The organism is Psychrobacter sp. ANT_WB68, assembly GCF_008369115.1.
GTDB lineage: Bacteria > Pseudomonadota > Gammaproteobacteria > Pseudomonadales > Moraxellaceae > Psychrobacter.
In genome coordinates this window covers 132,235-152,146 of record NZ_VOAZ01000003.1, presented here as the reverse complement: position 1 = coordinate 152,146, position 19,912 = coordinate 132,235, and the positions used below count along the sequence as shown (strand labels likewise).

At 43.9% G+C, this 19,912-nt stretch carries 20 protein-coding genes; 15 read left to right on the top strand and 5 right to left on the bottom strand.

Annotation, left to right across the window (positions count from 1 at the left end):
- Window positions 1–13 precede the first annotated feature (13 nt).
- Both FQ084_RS09155 and coaE read left to right on the top strand, forming a co-directional pair.
- On the top strand, window positions 14–913 hold the full coding sequence (locus tag FQ084_RS09155; RefSeq protein WP_149490697.1) for a prepilin peptidase: 900 nt from the start codon (window positions 14–16) through the stop codon (window positions 911–913).
- 118 nt (window positions 914–1,031) lie between these two features.
- On the top strand, window positions 1,032–1,721 hold the full coding sequence (gene coaE / locus FQ084_RS09150; protein WP_149490337.1) for a dephospho-CoA kinase: 690 nt from the start codon (window positions 1,032–1,034) through the stop codon (window positions 1,719–1,721).
- On the opposite strand, the gene rlmB is transcribed toward coaE, so the two are convergent.
- Together rlmB and FQ084_RS09140 are read right to left on the bottom strand one after the other, a co-directional pair.
- On the bottom strand, window positions 1,684–2,454 hold the full coding sequence (rlmB, locus tag FQ084_RS09145; protein ID WP_149490336.1) for a 23S rRNA (guanosine(2251)-2'-O)-methyltransferase RlmB: 771 nt from the start codon (window positions 2,452–2,454) through the stop codon (window positions 1,684–1,686). The two genes, coaE and rlmB, sit on opposite strands and share 38 nt — an antisense overlap.
- 198 nt (window positions 2,455–2,652) lie before the next feature.
- Window positions 2,653–2,988: a pyrimidine/purine nucleoside phosphorylase gene (locus FQ084_RS09140; protein ID WP_068407914.1), complete on the bottom strand. Its 336-nt coding sequence runs from the start codon at window positions 2,986–2,988 to the stop codon at window positions 2,653–2,655.
- A gap of 542 nt (window positions 2,989–3,530) precedes the next feature.
- Here FQ084_RS09140 and recN point away from each other — a divergent pair.
- From recN to FQ084_RS09100, 8 genes are all read left to right on the top strand, one after another.
- Window positions 3,531–5,210, top strand: coding sequence for a DNA repair protein RecN (gene recN / locus FQ084_RS09135; protein WP_149490335.1), 1,680 nt, complete (start codon window positions 3,531–3,533; stop codon window positions 5,208–5,210).
- A gap of 118 nt (window positions 5,211–5,328) precedes the next feature.
- Window positions 5,329–5,892 carry a YqgE/AlgH family protein gene (locus FQ084_RS09130; protein ID WP_149490334.1) on the top strand — a complete coding sequence of 188 codons (564 nt, stop codon included), beginning with the start codon at window positions 5,329–5,331 and terminating at the stop codon, window positions 5,890–5,892.
- 72 nt (window positions 5,893–5,964) lie between these two features.
- The gene (gene ruvX / locus FQ084_RS09125; protein ID WP_149490696.1) at window positions 5,965–6,477 is read left to right on the top strand and encodes a Holliday junction resolvase RuvX; all 513 of its coding nucleotides are present in this window, start codon (window positions 5,965–5,967) and stop codon (window positions 6,475–6,477) included.
- A 74-nt stretch (window positions 6,478–6,551) separates the two neighbouring features.
- The gene (locus FQ084_RS09120; protein WP_149490333.1) at window positions 6,552–7,031 is read left to right on the top strand and encodes a hypothetical protein; all 480 of its coding nucleotides are present in this window, start codon (window positions 6,552–6,554) and stop codon (window positions 7,029–7,031) included.
- 78 nt (window positions 7,032–7,109) lie between these two features.
- Window positions 7,110–7,436 (top strand): sulfurtransferase TusA, encoded by a 327-nt coding sequence (gene tusA / locus FQ084_RS09115; RefSeq protein WP_149490695.1) that lies wholly within the window; start codon window positions 7,110–7,112, stop codon window positions 7,434–7,436.
- Window positions 7,437–7,542: 106 nt separating this feature from the next.
- Window positions 7,543–8,757, top strand: coding sequence for a methyltransferase (locus FQ084_RS09110; protein WP_149490332.1), 1,215 nt, complete (start codon window positions 7,543–7,545; stop codon window positions 8,755–8,757).
- A gap of 24 nt (window positions 8,758–8,781) precedes the next feature.
- Window positions 8,782–9,720, top strand: coding sequence for a site-specific tyrosine recombinase XerD (xerD, locus tag FQ084_RS09105; RefSeq protein WP_149490331.1), 939 nt, complete (start codon window positions 8,782–8,784; stop codon window positions 9,718–9,720).
- 44 nt (window positions 9,721–9,764) lie between these two features.
- Window positions 9,765–10,103 carry a DUF3817 domain-containing protein gene (locus FQ084_RS09100; protein WP_149490330.1) on the top strand — a complete coding sequence of 113 codons (339 nt, stop codon included), beginning with the start codon at window positions 9,765–9,767 and terminating at the stop codon, window positions 10,101–10,103.
- A 104-nt stretch (window positions 10,104–10,207) separates the two neighbouring features.
- Here the strand turns inward: FQ084_RS09100 and FQ084_RS09095 are convergent, their stop codons facing one another.
- Entirely contained in the window at window positions 10,208–11,464 is a 1,257-nt protein-coding gene (locus FQ084_RS09095; RefSeq protein ID WP_149490329.1) for an ImmA/IrrE family metallo-endopeptidase, read from the bottom strand.
- A gap of 236 nt (window positions 11,465–11,700) precedes the next feature.
- Here FQ084_RS09095 and FQ084_RS09090 point away from each other — a divergent pair, with 236 nt between their 5' ends.
- Window positions 11,701–12,309, top strand: coding sequence for a class I SAM-dependent methyltransferase (locus FQ084_RS09090; RefSeq protein ID WP_149490328.1), 609 nt, complete (start codon window positions 11,701–11,703; stop codon window positions 12,307–12,309).
- A 109-nt stretch (window positions 12,310–12,418) separates the two neighbouring features.
- Here the strand turns inward: FQ084_RS09090 and lptG are convergent, their stop codons facing one another.
- Both lptG and FQ084_RS09080 read right to left on the bottom strand, forming a co-directional pair.
- Window positions 12,419–13,645, bottom strand: coding sequence for an LPS export ABC transporter permease LptG (lptG, locus tag FQ084_RS09085; RefSeq protein WP_149490327.1), 1,227 nt, complete (start codon window positions 13,643–13,645; stop codon window positions 12,419–12,421).
- On the bottom strand, window positions 13,645–14,934 hold the full coding sequence (locus FQ084_RS09080; protein WP_149490694.1) for an LPS export ABC transporter permease LptF: 1,290 nt from the start codon (window positions 14,932–14,934) through the stop codon (window positions 13,645–13,647). The genes lptG and FQ084_RS09080 overlap by 1 nt, the downstream gene beginning before the upstream one ends.
- Window positions 14,935–15,428: 494 nt before the next feature.
- On the opposite strand from FQ084_RS09080, the gene FQ084_RS09075 reads away from it, so the two are divergent.
- The 4 genes from FQ084_RS09075 to sstT all read left to right on the top strand — a co-directional run bounded on the left by FQ084_RS09075 (window position 15,429) and on the right by sstT (window position 19,843).
- Entirely contained in the window at window positions 15,429–16,049 is a 621-nt protein-coding gene (locus FQ084_RS09075; RefSeq protein ID WP_262880717.1) for a cysteine hydrolase family protein, read from the top strand.
- 217 nt (window positions 16,050–16,266) lie between these two features.
- Window positions 16,267–17,928, top strand: coding sequence for a leucyl aminopeptidase (locus tag FQ084_RS09070; protein ID WP_149490326.1), 1,662 nt, complete (start codon window positions 16,267–16,269; stop codon window positions 17,926–17,928).
- Between the two features lie 21 nt (window positions 17,929–17,949).
- Window positions 17,950–18,441 (top strand): DNA polymerase III subunit chi, encoded by a 492-nt coding sequence (locus FQ084_RS09065; protein ID WP_149490325.1) that lies wholly within the window; start codon window positions 17,950–17,952, stop codon window positions 18,439–18,441.
- 199 nt (window positions 18,442–18,640) lie between these two features.
- A complete protein-coding gene (sstT, locus tag FQ084_RS09060) occupies window positions 18,641–19,843 on the top strand; it encodes a serine/threonine transporter SstT (RefSeq protein ID WP_149490324.1) in 1,203 nt (400 codons plus the stop codon).
- Window positions 19,844–19,912: the final 69 nt, after the last annotated feature.

The following is a 19,912-nucleotide window of genomic DNA, read 5'->3' as shown; positions in this document are numbered from 1 at the left end:
GGACAACGACTTGATGCAATTTATACAGTTATTACAAGAAAACATGGCACTTTCTTTAGTCGTATTTGGTCTACTCGGTCTTTGTGTCGGCAGTTTTCTAAATGTCGTCATTCATCGTACGCCGCTTATGATGGTGGCGGCTTGGCGACAAGAGTGTAGCCAGTTTATGGCTGAGCAAACAGACATGCTGCGTGAACACACGCTACCACTAGCGAATATTGTCGCCACTGATACCCCTATCACATTAAGCAAACCTGCCTCACGCTGTCCTCATTGTGCCCATAAAATAAAATGGTATGAGAATATCCCTTTAATAAGTTGGCTTGCGTTACGTGGACGCTGCTCGAACTGTAACGCCCCTATCGGACTACGTTACCCTCTCGTTGAGCTAGTGACAGCCCTGCTATCTATAGCGGTCATCTATCAGTTTGGCGTCAGCGCAGCTGGATTATCTGCACTGATTCTAGTGTGGACACTGGTTGCATTAACGGGTATCGATTTTGATACGCAGCTACTACCTGATCGCTTCACTTTTCCATTAGCAGGATTAGGATTAGCCGTAAACTCGCAAGGCTGGTTTGTGTCACCCACTCAGTCCATTTGGGGACTATTACTCGGGTTTTTATCCTTGTGGATCGTAGTAAAAGTATTTTATCTCATCACTAAGAAACATGGCATGGGGCAAGGCGACTTTAAATTGCTGGCAGTATTAGGTGCTTGGCTTGGCCCTATGATGTTGCCGTTAATTATTCTACTGTCATCACTGCTTGGTTCAATCGTTGGACTTATTCTGATGAAAAAACAAGGGGAAAGTCGTCCTTTTGCCTTTGGTCCCTACATCGCTATCGCTGGTATCATCGCTTTACTATACGGCTCAGACATCGTCAATTGGTACCTAGGGATGTATACTTAACCTTATATACTCATGCAAGTAGACCAGCAATTTCTCAAAAGAGGGTCTTTAACCTGCTAGAATATGTCATTGGTCTATTACGGTTATTCCTCTTCTATCAGTTAAATAAGTCATCACTATGTCAAACTATGCTTCATCTTCATCTTATTCCTATCAACCCCAACCTCATCAAGCCAAAAGCAAGACGTTAGTCGTTGGTTTGACGGGTGGTATCGGCAGTGGCAAGTCGGCTGCGAGTGAGTGGTTTGCCCAGCAAGGGATTGATATTATTGATGCTGATGTGATTGCTCATGAAGTGGTCGCTAAGGGTAGCGCCACTTTACGCAAAATCAAAAGAAAATTTGGTGATTGGGTGTTAAAAGCCGATGGTGAAATGGATCGTGCCGCCGTGCGCACCCATGTCTTTACCCATCCTGAAGCCTTGATTGAGCTTGAGGCCATCACCCATCCAGCGATACGTGAAGCCGCAAAACTGCAACTAGCAGCCAGTACGTCACCATACGTGGTGCTATCAGCACCCCTGCTCATTGAAGCCGCAGAAGCGGGGCTGGCCAATTTATGCCACCGTATTTTGGTCATGGATGCCACTGAGGACACCCAACTTGCGCGTGCCAGTCAGCGTGACGAGCAAAGCGTGCAGAAGATTAAAGCCATTATGGTCAATCAGCTGAGCCGCGAAGAGCGTAATCGTCATGCAGATGATGTGGTACTCAACGACAGCGATCTTGCGGCGCTATATGTCCAGCTTGAGCCCTTACACCAAGACTACCTTACGCTTGCCCAGCAGCTAAAGTTCGCTGTCGATTAATCTCGTATAACGCCATACCGGTAGCAACACTGACATTTAAACTTTGTAAGTTACCATGCTCGTTTCCTGACATCGGAATATAAACCAGCTCATCACAGCTTTCTGTTGTCAGGCGACGCATACCCTCGCCCTCTGACCCCATAATAATAGCAGTTTTGCCCGTCAAATCGGCCGCATGTATCGGTTTGGCATCTGCATTTAAAGCCGTACCAAAGACAAACACACCAGCGTTTTTAATCTTGGTTAACGTACGTGCTAGATTGGTCACACTGACGATAGGCATCATCTCTGCTGCCCCTACCGATACCTTAGCAACAGTTGGCGTTAGACTTGCCGCATGGTGTTTTGGACAAATAACCGCATCAACGCCCATTGCCACCGCAGTACGTAAACATGCACCAAAGTTATGCGCATCGGTGATTTGGTCTAGTACCAGTAGCAAACAATCCTCACGTTCTGCAAGAGTATCTAGTAAACCTTCATCAGCGAAACCTAAGGGACGAGCATTAAGCACCACGCCTTGGTGCTGCGGGCTGCCGCACAGTTGCGTGAGCTTGTCTTTTTGCGTCGGTTGGATACTAATGCCATTATCACGTGCTTGCGCCATAATCTCTTGCACTTGGCTGTCAGTCTCACGTCCTTGCTGGACAAATAAGCTTAATCCATCGAGAGGACGGTGTTCGAGTAAGGCATCAATCGCGTGAATACCATAGAAATAGCTGGGTTTTGCCATAATAGGCCTGCCGATTATAAAGTGGATATCGCGCGCGGCGATAAAGAAAAAAATATAGCGATAATTGTAGCAATTAATCAACGGCTAAAAGAAATAATGTCACCAAAAAAAAGAAATAAACCTTATTATAAGATTTATTTCTTTTGAATCATTGGCTTTTTTGGCGTCATCAATCATCTAACGACACCTTGAGGCGTATCAGCCTTCTAAGTGACAGATATACTGTACGATTTCTTCCGTCCGTAAGTTAAAGCCACTATTGCCTTCGACCACGAACGATTGTCCTGCACGGTAGTAGCTGAATTCTTCTTCGCCATTTATTTTAACCTCGCACTCACCGCTGATAATTTCGATGCGTTCGGAGGTATTGGTGCTAAAGTGATAGTGTTCGACCAAATTATCGCAAGGTAAAATAACCCCTAACGTTTTATGGCGACCGTCCTCAAACATAATGGTATGGCTTGAGCAACGACCATCGTAGGATATCGTGGCTTGAGCATTGACTGTTACATTGGTAAATTGCGCCGCTGTCATAGTGGCTTCCTTATCAAATAATTATTGCCAAACTAAAAAACCAAATTGAAAAACTAAAGAATAATGAACTGCCTAAATGACAGCTGAATTATCGCTTTTTAACGACTAACTCTATATTTAGCTTGATGTTATTAGCGGCTAAATATAGAGTCAGACTGGTCTTGCGCTGCTTAAAACGATCATGCAACACTGACTTTGACAGTCATAAAGCTGCATCTCATTACCTATTAGATAAATCTTGTAGCACAGATTGTATGAAAATCTGGTGGTAAGAGTTTATCATTATGTGAGATTATGCTACCACATTATATCTATAAAGTTTGTTACAGCAACTAGGAAAGTTTCGCTTATTATAAAATGAACGGCTCACTTTCATTACCTTTAAAATTTGTATTTACTATCTTTTGCCACCATAATATTTGCCAATCTTTTTTATCTCATTAGCACCATTAACCAGAGCCATTTATTCCCTTATTTACCTATTTTAGACATGAATGATCAGCATGACTGATAAATTTCATTGTCTGCCATGAGAGGCGTTGATGCTAGTATCATTAACTTTACATCAGTTTGCATTGATTGCTCAGCATGAGCTGAGTGTGGCTGAAGGCTTCAATGTCATCACCGGTGAGACGGGGGCTGGCAAGTCATTATTATTGGATGCGTTATCTCTATGTATAGGCGAGCGCGCCGACAGTGCGATGGTCAGACATGGGGCTGCGTACGCCGATATTTATGCGCAGTTTGATGTAGAAAATAATGACGTCGTTGCGGAATGGTTTGCTAAAAACGACCGACCTCTAGAAGAACCCGAAGTCCTTATTCGCCGTCAACTCAGTAATATAGGGCGCTCAAAAGCGTGGTTAAATGGCACGCCAGTCAGTTTGGCTGAGCTAAAAAGTCTCGGTGCCTTACTGGTTAATATCCATAGTCAACATGCTCAGCAGGCGCTACTGAAGCCACAATTTGTGGTGCAATGGCTGGACGAGATGGCGCAAATCACGCCGCTGGCTGCACAGACGGCTAGTAGCTATCAAGCTTATCAGCAGCTCAAACGCCGGGCTGATGATATCGCAAGTCGCGAAGCCCAGCGCCAAGACCGTATGCAACTGTTGCAAAGTCAACTTGCTGACATTGCACCTTTATTGGCTGTAGATTATGCAGAAGTTGAAGCAGAGCACGAAGAGCTGTCTAATATCGAAGCCTTAATGCAAGAGGCCAGCCATGGCTTGCATCTGCTCGACAATGATACTGATGAGCCTGACGTCATGACCTTGCTTGGGCAAGCAATTAAGCTTTGTGATAACCAAATGAGCGTCAGTCAAACCTTTGAGCAAGCCTCCGAACAACTGCATTTAGCGCAGCAGCAAATCACTGAGGTGACAGGGTTACTATCGGATTATGCGGAGCAGCAGCTACCTGATCCTGAGCGCTTGCAAACACTCGACAGCCTAATAAGTCTGGGGCACCGCTTGTCACGTAAGCATGGCTTGCCAGCAGGCGACTTAATCGATGAAGCAAAAGGCTGGGAAGCACAACTAGAGCAGTTAGAAAACGAGCTCAGTAGCGATGCTATGGCGGCACAAATCGAGCAAGCATGGCAAGACTATCTTGCGCTTGCAACTCAGTTAAATAAAGCACGCTCAAAAGCCGCGCCGACTGTTAGCAAACAACTTATAAAGCAATTACAGCCGCTTGCCTTACCCAATGCGCGCTGCGAGTTTGTCTTTACTAAAAAATCTGAATCTAGCCAGTATAGTGCGCAAGGTTGCTATGATATTGATTTGTTATTTAGCGCCAACGTCGGTATGCCGATGCAGCCACTGCATAAGATTGCTTCGGGCGGTGAGCTGTCACGGATGGCACTGGTTATGCAAGTATTGCAAGCGACCAATGCCGATAATAATGCTGCCAAGCCCATGCTAGTATTTGATGAAGTCGATGTGGGTATTAGTGGCGGCACGGCGCAAGTGGTCGGTGAGCTGCTGCGTGCGCTTGGGCAGACGCAGCAGTTATTGGCTATTACCCACCAAGCGCAAGTCGCGGCGCAAGCCCATCAGCATATCTTGGTACAAAAACATCATGATGAGCAAACCGAAAGTGAGCTATTAATCTTAACCGATAGCGCGCAAGTCGACGAGCTAGCACGCATGTCGGGCGGCGTAACTATTACTGACGTCACCCGTGACCATGCCCGTAGTTTATTGAGCGATGTTAAATAAAACTTTACGGTTAAGCATTAACGTCGAATCACCACTAAACATTTGCTTTGGTTGATTTTTTACTCAGTATCGCCATATAGTGGTGTCTCACCATTCATATTAGGTTGCGTTTTTTGCTATGTCTAAAGCCAATTTGACCCATCATTTCTTAATCGCCGCGCCAGAGCTGTCAGACCCACGGTTTGAGCAGGCGCTGATTTATATTTGTCGCCATGATAAAAACGGTGCACTTGGTCTGATGGTCAATCGTCCATTGGAGCAGTCGCGCGTTGGCAAACTGCTAGAAGACTTAGATATTGAAGTGACTGATCCGCAAGTGATGGAAGATGTGGCGTTAGAAGGTGGTCCTATGTATCCAGAAATTGGCTTTGTCCTGCATACCGGTCAGCCGGAATGGGCGTCTTCTTTTGCGATATCAGAGAACGTCTGTATCACCACCAGTCAAGATATTCTTAAACGTATCGCTGCTGGTCAAGGCGTTGGTCATTATCAGCTGTGCTTAGGTCATGCCAGCTGGGGTAAAAAACAGCTCGACCAAGAAATTAATAACGGCGACTGGCTCGTCTGTCCTGCGGATCTCAACTTATTGTTTGATACGCCATTTGAAGAGCGTTGGCAAATAGCTGCCGATAAGATTGGCGTGAATTTTGACTATCTGAGCAGCGATATCGGCCATGCTTAGCATTATATACTGAGTACTATATACTCAGCATCACTTGCTCAATGAATACAGAAATAGGACATACCCCTTATGATGGTAGATAGCACGCTTATAACAGATACGCTAGATGCCGAACCAGCTATTAAGCCACACCTTGTCCTAGCCTTAGATTATGGGGTCAAAAAGATGGGCATGGCGTTAGGTAATACCATTACCGAGACTGCGCGTGCTTTTGATATCTTGGCGATGAATAATGGTCAGCCTGATTGGGATAACTTGCTCGGCATTATCAAGGTTTGGGGCGTAGCAAAAGTCGTGGTCGGGTTGCCACTTAATATGGATGGTAGTAGCTCGATGCTGTCTAAGCGGGCGCACAAATTTTCCCGCCGCTTGGCACATAGAATTATGGAGCAGCACCTACCAGTGGTGGTGAGCCTCTGCGATGAGCGCCTGACTTCAGTGGCAGCACGCGAAATTGCGTGGGAGAACGGCTGGATTAAAAACGAGCGCGACCCGATTGATGATATCTCCGCCTGTATCTTGATGTCAACTTACTTTGCTGATCCCAGTAGCAGTATCGCCATCGACGCCATTAAAGCGGATTAATAGTGCGGTAAATCCATTGCTAACATACCGCGCCTCTTTGCTCCATCATCTAAACGAATAAATGACTGATTAATATGACCACTGTCTCAGACCAATCCTTGCAAAACAAGTCGCAACGTGGCTTTGCGCCGCTCGCGATTGCTCGTATCAAAGGTGCTCAGCGAGCAAACCAATTAGCAATTTATCTTATTTATGCTGCTATCTTCGCCTTTATGGTTTTTGGCACCATTGCCAGTATCAAAACCTTTCATGACAATCAGCTGCTTTATCAACTCTTCTATAACTTGCCATACGCTTTAGTAGCGCTCACGATTCCCATTACCGTTTACGATGCATTGGTGATTTATCGTTATCGCTTAAATCAGCCATCGATGATTGCTATGACTATTGGCGTATCAACGATCATATTGCTTGGCGGGCTATTATTTGCAGATACTGCTTGGTTGGGGTTATCCTGCTGGCTTGGCGTAGCATTTTTATTCAAAGTGAGCTTTAAGCGCTTTTTTAACTTTTTGGAAGCCGACAAAGAAGCTGATGTTGTTAAAGAAGCGTAAAGCAGCTGAACACATGGTACGGCAACAAATGAATAGCAAAAAACTTTAACCATACTTTATCGATTCAAAATCATGACTATGACACCTTCAATATCTGATACTACTATTCAACATCATTTAGATACCCAAGGACTCATTTGTCCTGAGCCGGTCATGATGTTGCATCGAACAATTCGTAAAGCCGATGCTGGTGAAGTGATTGAAATACTCGCCACTGATCCGGCGACAACTCGCGACATTCCTAATTTTTGCCGTCATTTGGGGCATACGCTTGTCCATCAAGAGACACTTGCTGAAAATGTGGATTTAAATATCGATCCGGATGAAATAAGAGTCGCTGGCGATGATAACGCGCCAACCAGCGCCACGCTTTATCGGTATTTGGTCAAGAAAAAGAATGCTTAAATGCATTTAATCACCTCTAACGCATTAATGATTTAAGAGCATGAAAAGCACAAAGATATCTTTGCTTTGTACAAAACATATCATTCACAAATTAAAGGTAGATAACGTGTTAGCAACCCAAAAGCAGTATGTGCAGTGGCTCGAAAACAAAGACGGAAACGAAACCTTACATCAAGCACTTTGGTTGTCTGAAAGCAATCATGCGCCGCCTGCGCGTATTGTATTGGTCGATGACAAAACAACCGCGGATGATGCTTACCGCTTAGCTTGCGAAGGCACATCATTACTATGGCGCGGTGACTTTCATAATGCGCGGCAATTGCTACAAGCGCTTGGTCGGCGTATCGATCGCACTAATGAGCGCTCTGAGTTGCGTAAGGTTAAAAAAGCCGCAAATAAATCTGCGGCTGATAAATCGGTTGCGCCTAAAGAAATACCTAACTTGTTTCATCAACAACGCCAAATCCAAGCCCAGCGTGCGCGCATATTAAGCCGCTTGCTATTAGAGCTTGATGCCAATTATGTCAGCCAATTACGTCGTGCCCCTGATGTCAGTGCCGCCTGTACAGTAGCTTTTGGTCAGTTGGATAAAGAACTGAATGAATCATGCGTGCTATCGTTTCGTGACCTACAAGGTGTATTGGGTGCAGCGCAGTGGCGCGAAAAAGGCGTACCGATTGAAAGTCTAGGCCTATCAATTTTCCCGCATTATGGCGTCTTTGCGCCAACCCGTCATGAATATGTGCAGCTATTGCTCGATGCACCGTTGCCAAAAGTTCATGATGTTGCCTATGATATCGGTACGGGCACTGGCTTGCTGGCTATTATCTTGGCACAGCGCGGTGTCAAACAGGTGATTGCCACAGACTTAAATCCACGTGCTTTAGCCTGCGCCAAAGAGAACTTTACACGTTTAGCGTTAACTAGCGTACAGTTACAGCAAGCGGATTTATATCCGACTGATGCGCCACTCGCCAATCTAATTGTTTGTAATCCACCTTGGTTGCCTGCTAAGCCAAGCTCGCCTTTAGAGTATGCCGTTTATGATGCCAATAGCAAAATGCTGCGTGGGTTTCTACAAGGCGCGAAAACTCATTTAGCCGAGCAAGGAGAAGTCTGGTTAATTCTGTCGGACTTGGCTGAGCATTTGCAGCTACGTACTCGTGAGGAATTATTAGGCTGGTTTGCAGATAGTGGTTTAACCGTAAAATATCGTCTTGATACAAAACCTAAGCATGGTCGCAGTCAAGATGATACCGATCCTCTATTTGCCGCGCGCAGTGCGGAAATCACTTCGTTATGGTGCTTAGAACGTGTTTAACATTCAATCACCGAGTCCTGTCTTATGAGCCGCGACCGTGCTGTGCAACAGCGCCAACCAAAAGCGCTGGCGGTTGATGACGAACCAGCTTATATCACGGAATTTCGCCAAGCGATGCTCGCTCGTGGTCTTGCAACGCGGACGCGTAATGCTTATGTGCGTGACTTGCGCTCTTGCGAGCTGACCAATCCTATTGCGCTGACGAAATGGCAGCCTGAAGACGTACTGCACTGTCTATCAACCCTTACTCAGGAAAGCAAAACGCCGCGTACGCAAGCACGGATGCTCTCAAGCTTGCGTCAGTTTTATCTATGGATGATTGCTAGTAATTTACGTGAAGACAATCCGTGCGAGCGGATCAAAAGTCCCAAATTGGGCCGTCCATTGCCAAAGGATTTGAGCGAGGCGGATATCGATAACCTACTTGCCGCACCTGACAGCAGCACGGCGCTCGGTCTGCGTGATAAAGCCATGTTAGAGGTGCTCTATGCCTGTGGTCTGCGGGTTAGCGAGCTAATCAATCTATCGCTAGAGCAAGTCAATCTAAACTCTGGTTGGCTACAAATTACGGGTAAAGGGAATAAAACTCGACTGGTACCATTGGGCGAATATGCAGCAGATGCGCTGGAAGATTATTTAACGCATGCTCGTGGTGATTTGATTGCGCATTTGAAATCAGGCAATTGCCAAGCAGTGTTTTTGACCGCGCAAGGTGGTTATATGACGCGGCAGAACTTTTGGTATCTATTGAAGAAATACGCCAAAGTCGCCAGTATTGATAAAGAGCTATCGCCACATACCTTACGTCATGCTTTCGCCACCCATTTGCTCAATCATGGTGCAGACTTGCGTAGCGTGCAATTATTACTTGGGCATAGTGATTTATCGACCACGCAGATTTATACCCATGTGGCGACGGCGAGATTGCAGAAGTTGCATGCCGAGCATCATCCGCGCGGTTAAAGTTAAAACTGACTATTTATTGATGATTGTAAAAGGAATAAAACGTGTTGCAAGCTCAGCCATCTACTCTGCCTACCCTAACAAAAGGGCAAAATTCTGCACTCAAAAACCTGACCATGATGGGTTACCTAGAAGGCACTTCTTTTTTATTATTACTTGGTATCGCCATGCCACTAAAATATATGATGGGTATTCCTGAGGCAGTGAAATGTATCGGTATGGCGCATGGGGCATTGTTTATCGCCTATATTTTGATGCTGTTGATTGCAACCAGCAAGATAAAAATGCCACTGTGGGCAATGCCTGCAGGTGTGCTTGGCTCGTTTTTACCGTTTGGTCCGTTTATATTTGATCATTTATTAAAGAAGAGTTTGAGAAAATAGGATTAAAAGCTTTTCGGTATCGGTTGCGCTTAGACTTTTAAGGATAGGGATTTATTAACGACGACAAGATTACAGAAGCTGCATGCAGTGCATCATCTAAGAGGTTAAAGTATTTCCGATCTCTCGTCATGAAGTAAACCAAAACCTATTAATCTAATTCTAATAACACTTTTTGAAACATCAAAGTAACGAGCTAGCTTACTAACAATATTATTCGCTATCATTTTGTTTTCGGGCTGGTTATCTAAATAGATCCAGAACACACCTCTTCGTTTTAATCCTGAATTAGAATATATCTTGGAGAATTCTTTTGCTAATTGGTCATTAGGAACCAACAAACAGCTTGCTAAGTAATTTGCTTGAAATTCAAGCTTTGCAACCATAGAGTTGTCTAAAATTTCTAGATTATCTAAGTCGCTCTCTTCAAGTGAATCTTTATCCAGATATTGACTGTGCCCTAGTAGGATATGTGAAATTTCATGTGCAAGAGTGAACCTATCTCTTTTTTCGTCATCAATTTCTTTTTTGTACATAAAAATTTCATTACTTTTAAAATCAACTTTGCCGAGTAGACTCTTCTCATGTGCAGATGGAATAACGTTTTGATATAACTTTACGCTACTTAATACCTCGTAAGATAGTAAGTCAGATAAGCAAACAGCACCGTCTAAATACGCAATTTTTATAAGTATGTCTTTAGCCATATCTTCCAAAGTATCTTTAGAAAAATATTTTACTTGAGACTTAGTAATTTCGTCTTTCTGTCCAGTGATGTATCTTAGGTATTCCTTCAGACTACTAAACCATTTATTATGAGAATAAAAGAACCAACTAGAATTATAGTAGTTTGGTTGATCGCTATCCACAAATACGCCCTCTGAACTAAGAGCTTGATTGATACCATATTTTTTAAAGCTTCTATTTAATACCCATTTCAGCCCATCGCTTTCGTTTATTTTGATGAGTCCTACATTTCTCTCTGATGCTATATTAAATGCTGATTTTGCTAAGCTAGAGCTAATTGCCATTATAGGCTTCAAACTATGGCTAAAATTACCCTCACTTAGATCTCTTACATCTTGTAAAAACTTATTAACTTGGTCAACACCAACTGCTCCTTTATAGTCCTTACACTCAATCAGTATTAGAAACGAATAGTTTGGAATTATTTCATCCTGATATACCTCAATAGCAATATCAAACTCTATATCGCTTTTCCTAAATCTTGAAAAATACTTTTTCTTTTTAAAAACTTTTATATGATTTTTAGGGTTTATGAAAGTATTAAAATCCTCTATTTCCTTCATGAGAAGTGTCAGCACTTTGTCTTCAAACTTATCACCTTTTTCTGTCGTATTCATAATGATCTCATAGGCTATATCGTTATAAACTAATCTTACACTACAAAGTATATGTAGAGTTCGCCTTGCGCACCAATGCTAAGTATTATTTTGATTAAGAGACGGAAGGTATACCTTACTTTTCTTCAACCCTTGCTACAATTCTCACCATAGGATGCTGCAAACCTGCCCTTTTCTCGTTACAATACCTGCCATAATGTATTAACCTTCTATTTATTAAATAATCCGAGAATTCCATGAGCCATAGACCACCTGCTGACCTGTTAAAAAGCGCTGAACACTGGCGTGAAGATATTAATTTTCGCCAAGATGTGTTGGGCAAGCCGTTTGATTTTGCGACCACGTGGGGCATTTTTTCACCGCAAAAGCTCGATGATGGCAGCTTGATGCTGCTTGATTATGTAGATTTTCAAGCGGATGATGATTCTATAGATTTGGGCTGTGGTTATGGCGTGCTCGGTATGACGGCGGCGCGTGAATGTCCGAATGGTCTGCATACCTTGATTGATAAAGACTTTATGGCGGTGGAATATGCGCGCCTTAATTGTGAGAAAAACGGTCTAAAAAATGTCGATGTACATTTATCAAACGGCTTTAATCATGTAGCAAAAGATAAAGACTTTAGCCTTGTGATGTCAAACTTGCCAGCCAAAGTAGGCAAAGAGCAGCATTACCTATATTTTCTCGATGCCTATGCGCGCATGCGTAAAGGTGGGCGTTTTTATGTGGTCACCATTAATGGTTTACGCCAATTTATGAAACGCTCATTTACCGAAGTGTTTGGCAATAGTGAAAAAGTCAAACAAGGGAAAACTTACACTATTACGATGGCGACGAAAGACTAATCTATAAACACTTAAGCCTTCAAAGCTTATATCTTAAACGCTCCGTAAACAAAAAGCCCGCTAACACCATGATGTGTTAGCGGGCTTTTTTGTGCCTAAATTTCTAGAGTTACATTTGCCGTTTCAGTAAATATCCACCCAATATCGTGCTGGCGATAATGGGTAATATCACCATTAATAATGGCGAAAATCCAGTCGCTAATGAGACAAAACCAACCAAGTCTTGCACGTAACTAAACAACAAACCAAATAGCAATGCCACGACGATACGTAAACCCAAGCTATGCGTACGCAATGAGCCAAAAACGAATGAGCAGGCAACAATCACCAGCGATAAAATCGATAACGGTGAAAGCAGCTTTTGCCAAAATGCCAACTCATGACTTAACGAGCGCGTGCCTTGTTGGCGCATAAACTGACGATGCTCATACAGCTGAGTCAATGACAAATCCTCTGCCTGACGAGTGAGTAAATATACCGATTCAGGGGCAAAAGGCAAACTTAAGGTATCTGACGGTGCGATAGCTTGGCTACTCTCAAAGCCCTGATTGATCATCAGCTTGGTCATATTATTCAGCTGCCACTCGTAACGATATTGCTCGCTCGGTTTGCTGCTATCGGTATCTATAGGCTCGCGGCCGATATATTGCCCGCCCTCAGCATGAATGGCGGTTTGCAAGTTGCCATTATTGTCTAAATGCCAGCGTTTGACCTCACCAATATTTCCTTGCACATCGGCATAATCAATATACAAAATATCACTACCATCCGGCTTGGCACTACCGTCTTTTGCACTCTCGAAACGTGGTTGTACCGTCCAATAACCCCGTACCGACGTGACAAGCGAGCTGTTGTCTTGATCATTAATCTCTTGCGCCAATTGATTGGAATGCGGCAATACAAACTGATTAATCACCAATGCCAACAGCACAAAAATTAAGGCAGGCTGCAACACCCAACCGACGATACGATAAACACTGACGCCAGCGGCGCGCATCACAACGAGCTCGCTTTTATTAGCAAGTAAACCTAAACCGACTACCGCGCCAAGTAGCGCACCGGTTGGCATAAACTGCTCTAAGAAATAAGGTGAGCGGTAAAAAATATATTTAATTGCCTCGCCCATGGTATAGCTGTCATCCAGCGAATCTAGCTCAGACAAATAAGAAAATACCAACTGCAATGCCCACAAGCCTATGACCGCGCCGATGATGGCAAGCAAGGCATTCAATTTAACGTAACGGCTCAGCACTTTTAAATTGGTCGGTTTTGGCGCAAGTTTCAGTTTAGTATTTGGCGAATTTAGCTTTGGTGATTTAGAAAATAAAGCGCTCATTAGGATTGTCCTCCTTGTGAGCCATTGCTTTTGTGGTCAATATTGCCTTGATGCTCGCTAACGGTTAACAGCTCATCTGGTTTGCGAAAGCGCAAACGATGCTGCATGCGGCTGCCCCAGTTCATATAAAGCGCCAATACTATAAAGCCTAATATTAACCATGCATACGCCCAAACGCTCACACTGCCTTTACTCACAGCATTTTTGAGCGAAATAATACCCAGCGCACAGCTGACAAATAATAAAATAGAAGGGAAGAGGCGCAACCAGCGACCTTGGCGCGGACGTACTTGCGCCAGTGGTACAGCCAGCATCGGCGCGATAATCATTAACCAAGGCAATGACAGACGATAGCCAAGCTCACCTTGCGCGGCTCGTAGTGCACTGTCACTATTGACTGCTGCATTGCCCGTTGCTGCTTGCCATAATGGACCAATTGCTTGGGTTTCAATATTGTCTTCGGTGATGACTTCTTTGGAGGGTTCGGTCAAGGTGATACGATAGCGATCAAAACCTACTTGATTATATTTCAGGCTGCCCGCGCCCACTTCATAACGACGACCTTGGAATAAGTCCAATTGGGTCACGCCACTACTACCCGTCTCTACTTGCTCAGCGCGCTTGGCAAGCGTAATGGTGTCTTTACTAATACTATTTTTACTTGTGAGTGCATTTGGTAGCTCTGGGATATTGAGTTGCTCAGCGGTTTCAGGGTCAATATTACTATTGATATCAACGGCGGCATTTTTTGCGGCATTGCCTTTAGTCTTAGGCTCAGACTGAATAAGTATCACATCTTGCAATTGCTTTTTATCATCGCTCAAGCTGCCCACATATAAATGATAATTGCCACTACTGATAAACTGATTGGGGCGAATCAAATCAAAAGCACTGGTGAATGCTTGCTGCTGCCAAACGCTCTCGGATGAGCGTACGCCCCACGGCTTCCCAACGATAGATAAAGCCGCTTCGCCGACAAATAATGCCAGTATCAATGGCGTCATCAGACGTCCAAGCTTGCCACGCGACACGCCACTGGCATTAATCACCGCCATTTCTTGGTCAACGTATAAGCGCCCAAATACCAACATGAGAGCGATAAAAAATGCCAGTGGCAGGATAAGTTCTAAAAAGTAGGGCAAATTATAACCAATGATGGTAAATAATAAGCTGATATCTAGATTGCCTTCTGCCGCAATACCGAAGTAACGGATTAAACGACCGCCCAGCATCATCACCACTAAAAACCCCAAGACCAAGGCGGTCGTTGAAGCAACTTGTTGGGTCATATAGCGGCGTAATATCACAATAGGCACTCTTTTAAAAAAGGTTGGTATGCGCACAATTTATCGCAGTTTTATTGGCAATGACTGACGACTATAGAGAGAAGTAAACTCGATAGCTGAGACTTAAAGACAGTTATAGAAAGGCGATGACTTAGCGAAACACTATAAATAGTAGCGATAAAGATAACCGCTAATCGTAGCATATTTTGCTTAAAAATGGCTGTGAAATGTGTTTGAAAACATTGCGTCTATCTTACTGTAACGCTGGATGAATGGCTGGATATTAGATAAAATCAGCACAGTATATAGCGCACATAAGTTATGTGCGCGCCTTAATATAAGTGCCACCCTATTAAGTCTTTGCAATATATTTTTGCTTTATGTTATTTGGAAAAGTTTGTTTGTCCTTCGTATCCTCTACCACGCATCTTTAGTATTAGTTGTTAGACTGAGAAATCTGCAAAATTTCTAATCATGTCGCCTAATGGAGAATACTAATGATGAACACAGTCGCGTCTACACCCTCTACTTTACTTGAACTCGCTGGTGGTCAATTTGATGCACTCGATTGGTCAAAGTGCGCCGTCGTTTTTATTGACTATCAAAACGAATATGTTGATGGATCCATGCCTTTGGGACAAGCTGGTGCGCAAGCCATTAAAAATGCACGCCTCCTGCTAGATAAAGCTCGCGCGCAAGCCATTCCTATTTTCCATATCGCCCATCACGGCGAAGATAACGGCAATGTTTTTGATCCTTTATCATCGAATGTTGATATTGTCGCTGAATTACAACCGAAAGATGGCGAAACGGTCATCGTCAAAAAACATCCTAACGCTTTTTATGATACCCAGCTTCAAGCGCTAATAGCAGGCACGCAAAAGCAGCAAATTATTTTTGCAGGTTTTATGAGCCATATGTGTGTCAGCTCAAGCGTCAGAGCGGCATTTGATTGGGGCTTTGACAGTTTTGTCTGCCATGATGCTTGTGCCACCCGCGCCTTGCCTAATGATAAAAAAGAAGCCATAAGTGCGGATGTGATGCACGAAACAGCGATGGCAGCATTACAGGATAGATTTGCAGCTTTAGTCACGACCGCTGAATTGGTTGGCGAGTAACTGACTACTCTATAAAGACATAAAACAATTACTTAAATAATTATCGCAAAATTGTTCAAACATATTACCTAAGCCTTACTCGCTGCGCACTCGCCTTGCAATATGCTACACTATTGCGATGGCGAAATTGCCCAAACGATTTAACAGGTATCAGCAATTTAAATAAAACCTGCCATTTTTATAGCGCTAAATTCATAACTCTAATAAGGATAACTATATGAATATTAAATTAACCCAAACGCTGCCAAAAACTCATACGCAAAAAATACTTAAAAAGGAAGCCAAGAGTAAAGATGCCGCCTGCCTTGTGGTGCTCATCGATGATAAGAAAAACATCTTAGCTGAAGCAGCATTAAGCGACTATCAAACCCGTATTGAGCAATTGATTGAAGTATCACACTTTAACGGTAAAGCCTGCGAAACTGTGGCTGACTATGCGCTTGCTGGCGATAAAAAAACAGCGAAAGAAAACCCAGTACAGCTATTATTAGTCGGTGTTGGTAGTATTGACAAGCTTAGCCATAGCATATTGCAAAAAATCGCCAATACCATTTATCAAAGCACGCAAAAACGCGTCGATTCTATTACAGTGGCCTTAGGTGATGCATTAGAAGAAAATCACTTCGGTCAGTTTGCTCTGAATTTATTGGCAGCCAGCTACCGTTTTGATAAATATAAATCAGAGCAAACCACGCCAGTTTTAACTGATATTTACTTACTTGCTGATGAGTCATTGAACGCTGCATTAGCGTTTGCCGAAGCAGTCTTCGCGGGTCAAAGCCTGACCCGTGATGTCGCCAATGAGCCGGGCAATATCTGTTTCCCCGCTTATATGGCTGAACAAGCGCAAGAGCTTGCCAAAACCTATCCTGACTTATTAAAAGTCACCGTACTCGGTGAAGATGAGATGTCAGCACTGGGTATGGGTTGTTTCTTGGCCGTTTCGCAAGGCTCTACCAAAGAAGGCAAGCTGGTACTCATGGAATACCGTGGTAAATCTAACTTTAGTACTGGCACTAAAAAAGCAACGACTAACAGCGCAAAAGTCGCTGGCGGTCTCAAAGCCTTGGCGGATAAACTACCAACCAAGTTACCTAAGAAAGCGGCTAAAAATGCTGATGTAAACAGTGATAACGATGTACAAGCTGCCAATGATGACGCGCCTATCGTCTTAGTCGGTAAAGGCGTCACCTTTGATTCAGGCGGTATCTCAATCAAGCCCGGTGCGGCCATGGATGAGATGAAGTTCGATATGGGCGGTTCAGCGTCCGTACTCGGTACCATTAAAGCATTGTGTGAAGCGCGTCTACCGATTAACGTCGTTGGTGCTCTCGCTTGTGCAGAAAACATGCCATCAGGTGATGCGACTCGCCCAGGTGATATCGTTAAAGCCATGAATGGCAAATCGGTTGAAATTTTAAATACCGATGCAGAAGGTCGTTTGGTGTTAGCTGATACCTTATGCTACGTGCAGCGCTATAATCCAAAAGCGATTATCGACGTCGCGACTTTGACTGGCGCTTGTGTGGTTGCTTTAGGTCACGTACGTTCAGCAGTATTTAGTAATGACGAAGACGTATTGTTTGACTTAGAAAACGCCAGTCATTTATCAGGCGATTTGATCTGGCACATGCCAATGGATGACGACTATCAAACACAGCTTGACTCGCCTATCGCTGATATGCAAAACATCGGTGGTAAAGGTGCTGGTGCTGTGACTGCTGCTTGCTTCTTATCGCGCTTCGTCGAAGAAGGTCAAGCATGGGCGCATTTAGATATTGCTGGTACGGCATGGAACTCTGGTCAAGACAAAGCGGCAACTGGTCGTCCTGTACCACTGTTTATGCAATATTTAAAAAACAGCGCGAATATGGCCTAATCCATTGATAAAGACCTGTTTATGAAAATCAGTTTCTATATTTTAAGTGAGAGTAAAGCCCAAGATTTCTTGGGCTTTATTTGTCAGCTGACCCAAACGGCGCTCAATAAAAGCACTCAGTCGTTATTGATTCTTATCGAAAAAGAGGATGAGTTGCTATCGACGCTTGATGAGGCACTATGGTCACAAGATGCCGTCAGTTTTATACCGCATCAGCGGCTTTTAGCTGCTGATGTTGACGGTGCTGATACTGGAAACACGGCTATTAATTCTATTAATAATCAACCGTTAGCCCCCGTTTTACTTAGCAGCTATATGCCAGCCGATTTTAAAGGTATTGTCCTTAATACTACCATCCATCCGGTAAATCGCTTTATGGCAGCGACCAATAATGCGCAGCCTACCCGAGTACTTGAGCTAATAAAACCCGATCCTAACAGCGTGCAAGAAGGTCGTCACAAATATAAGAGCTACCAGCAATTAGGCTATGAGCTGACGCACTTTAACGTTTAATTGATTGATTCTTATCTTTACTTCCTTACCCTGCTAACGGCCTTTATTTTCCTAGCGTGCCACGCTTTTTATCGCCATATAACCTCATGTCCATGTGGGTTAAAGGTAGGCGCTTATCGCAAAAAATGCTACCATCCTGCGATTACTTTTCCGTTCTATTATAAATTTCATATTTATTGACTAAGTCGAGGGTGTATAGATGCGTTCATTGATTGCGATGTACCAGCGTATAGGTTTGGTACCGCTCATTATTATTGGTTTAATACTGGGAGTTTTGATTGGCTGGATGGCACCAAATATCGGTATTGCCTTAGGACTATTAGGGACGCTATTTGTCGGTGCTTTAAAAGCTGTCGCGCCGATATTGGTATTTATTTTGGTCATGGCAGCCATTAGCCAACACCGTAGCGGCAATGAAGTGTATGTCAAACCTGTGCTGATTATGTATATGTTCGGCACCTTTTTGGCAGCGCTAACGGCAGTTGCCGCCAGCTCTTTATTCCCCACAGAGCTGATATTGATCAATGCCACCATTGAGCAAGTACCACCTGCCAACCTCAAAGAAGTATTGACCAACTTGCTGATGAATTTGGTTGCCAACCCAGTTAATGCCATCGCTGAAGCCAATTATATTGGTATTTTAGCCTGGGCCATCATTATTGGTTTTGCCTTGCGTCAAGCCAGTGATACCGCGCGTACCGTGGTCAGTGATTTTTCAAATGCTATCTCGCAAGTGGTCAAATGGGTCATCGCTTTAGCACCTTTTGGTATTTTAGGCTTGGTTGCCAATACCGTCGCTGAAACAGGTTTTGCTGCGTTGGCAGGCTATGCCCGCATCTTGATGGTATTGATCGGTTGTATGCTATTTATCGCTTTAGTCGTCAACCCGCTGATTGTCTTGGTTAAGACACGTAAAAACCCTTATCCGTTGGTATTCACTTGCTTACGCGAGTCAGGGATTACGGCGTTCTTTACCCGTAGTTCGGCGGCTAATATTCCTGTCAATATGAACCTTGCGCGCAAATTGGGTCTACACGAAGACACTTATTCGGTCACCATTCCACTGGGTGCGACCATTAATATGGCAGGCGCAGCGATTACGATTAACGTCTTAACCCTTGCTGCGGCACATACGCTCGGTATTGAAGTGACGTTTGCGTCAGCGCTGCTATTAAGTTTAGTCGCAACGATCAGTGCTTGCGGTGCCTCGGGTGTCGCTGGCGGGTCACTGTTGTTGATTCCCCTTGCGGCGAGTCTATTTAGTATTCCAAACGACATTGCCATGCAAGTGGTCGCCATTGGCTTTATCATCGGTGTATTACAGGATTCAGCTGAAACTGCACTGAACTCATCAACAGACGTGTTATTTACCGCTGCTGCTGATCCAAAATATGCGCGCTAATTGTTAAAGCATGATCTGTAAACCATTAAGGGTCTCACTTTAGAGACCCTTTTTTATGGGCTGAATAAT

Bases quoted from the DNA above. Each gene is read 5' to 3' on its own strand.
- FQ084_RS09155 (WP_149490697.1), top strand. From the start codon at position 14: ATGCAATTTATACAGTTATTACAAGAAAACATGGCACTTTCTTTAGTC.
- coaE (WP_149490337.1), top strand. From the start codon at position 1,032: ATGTCAAACTATGCTTCATCTTCATCTTATTCCTATCAACCCCAACCT.
- rlmB (WP_149490336.1), bottom strand. From the start codon at position 2,454: ATGGCAAAACCCAGCTATTTCTATGGTATTCACGCGATTGATGCCTTA.
- FQ084_RS09140 (WP_068407914.1), bottom strand. From the start codon at position 2,988: ATGACAGCGGCGCAATTTACCAATGTAACAGTCAATGCTCAAGCCACG.
- recN (WP_149490335.1), top strand. From the start codon at position 3,531: ATGCTAGTATCATTAACTTTACATCAGTTTGCATTGATTGCTCAGCAT.
- FQ084_RS09130 (WP_149490334.1), top strand. From the start codon at position 5,329: ATGTCTAAAGCCAATTTGACCCATCATTTCTTAATCGCCGCGCCAGAG.
- ruvX (WP_149490696.1), top strand. From the start codon at position 5,965: ATGGTAGATAGCACGCTTATAACAGATACGCTAGATGCCGAACCAGCT.
- FQ084_RS09120 (WP_149490333.1), top strand. From the start codon at position 6,552: ATGACCACTGTCTCAGACCAATCCTTGCAAAACAAGTCGCAACGTGGC.
- tusA (WP_149490695.1), top strand. From the start codon at position 7,110: ATGACACCTTCAATATCTGATACTACTATTCAACATCATTTAGATACC.
- xerD (WP_149490331.1), top strand. From the start codon at position 8,782: ATGAGCCGCGACCGTGCTGTGCAACAGCGCCAACCAAAAGCGCTGGCG.
- FQ084_RS09095 (WP_149490329.1), bottom strand. From the start codon at position 11,464: ATGAATACGACAGAAAAAGGTGATAAGTTTGAAGACAAAGTGCTGACA.
- FQ084_RS09090 (WP_149490328.1), top strand. From the start codon at position 11,701: ATGAGCCATAGACCACCTGCTGACCTGTTAAAAAGCGCTGAACACTGG.
- lptG (WP_149490327.1), bottom strand. From the start codon at position 13,645: ATGAGCGCTTTATTTTCTAAATCACCAAAGCTAAATTCGCCAAATACT.
- FQ084_RS09080 (WP_149490694.1), bottom strand. From the start codon at position 14,934: ATGACCCAACAAGTTGCTTCAACGACCGCCTTGGTCTTGGGGTTTTTA.
- FQ084_RS09075 (WP_262880717.1), top strand. From the start codon at position 15,429: ATGATGAACACAGTCGCGTCTACACCCTCTACTTTACTTGAACTCGCT.
- FQ084_RS09070 (WP_149490326.1), top strand. From the start codon at position 16,267: ATGAATATTAAATTAACCCAAACGCTGCCAAAAACTCATACGCAAAAA.
- FQ084_RS09065 (WP_149490325.1), top strand. From the start codon at position 17,950: ATGAAAATCAGTTTCTATATTTTAAGTGAGAGTAAAGCCCAAGATTTC.
- sstT (WP_149490324.1), top strand. From the start codon at position 18,641: ATGCGTTCATTGATTGCGATGTACCAGCGTATAGGTTTGGTACCGCTC.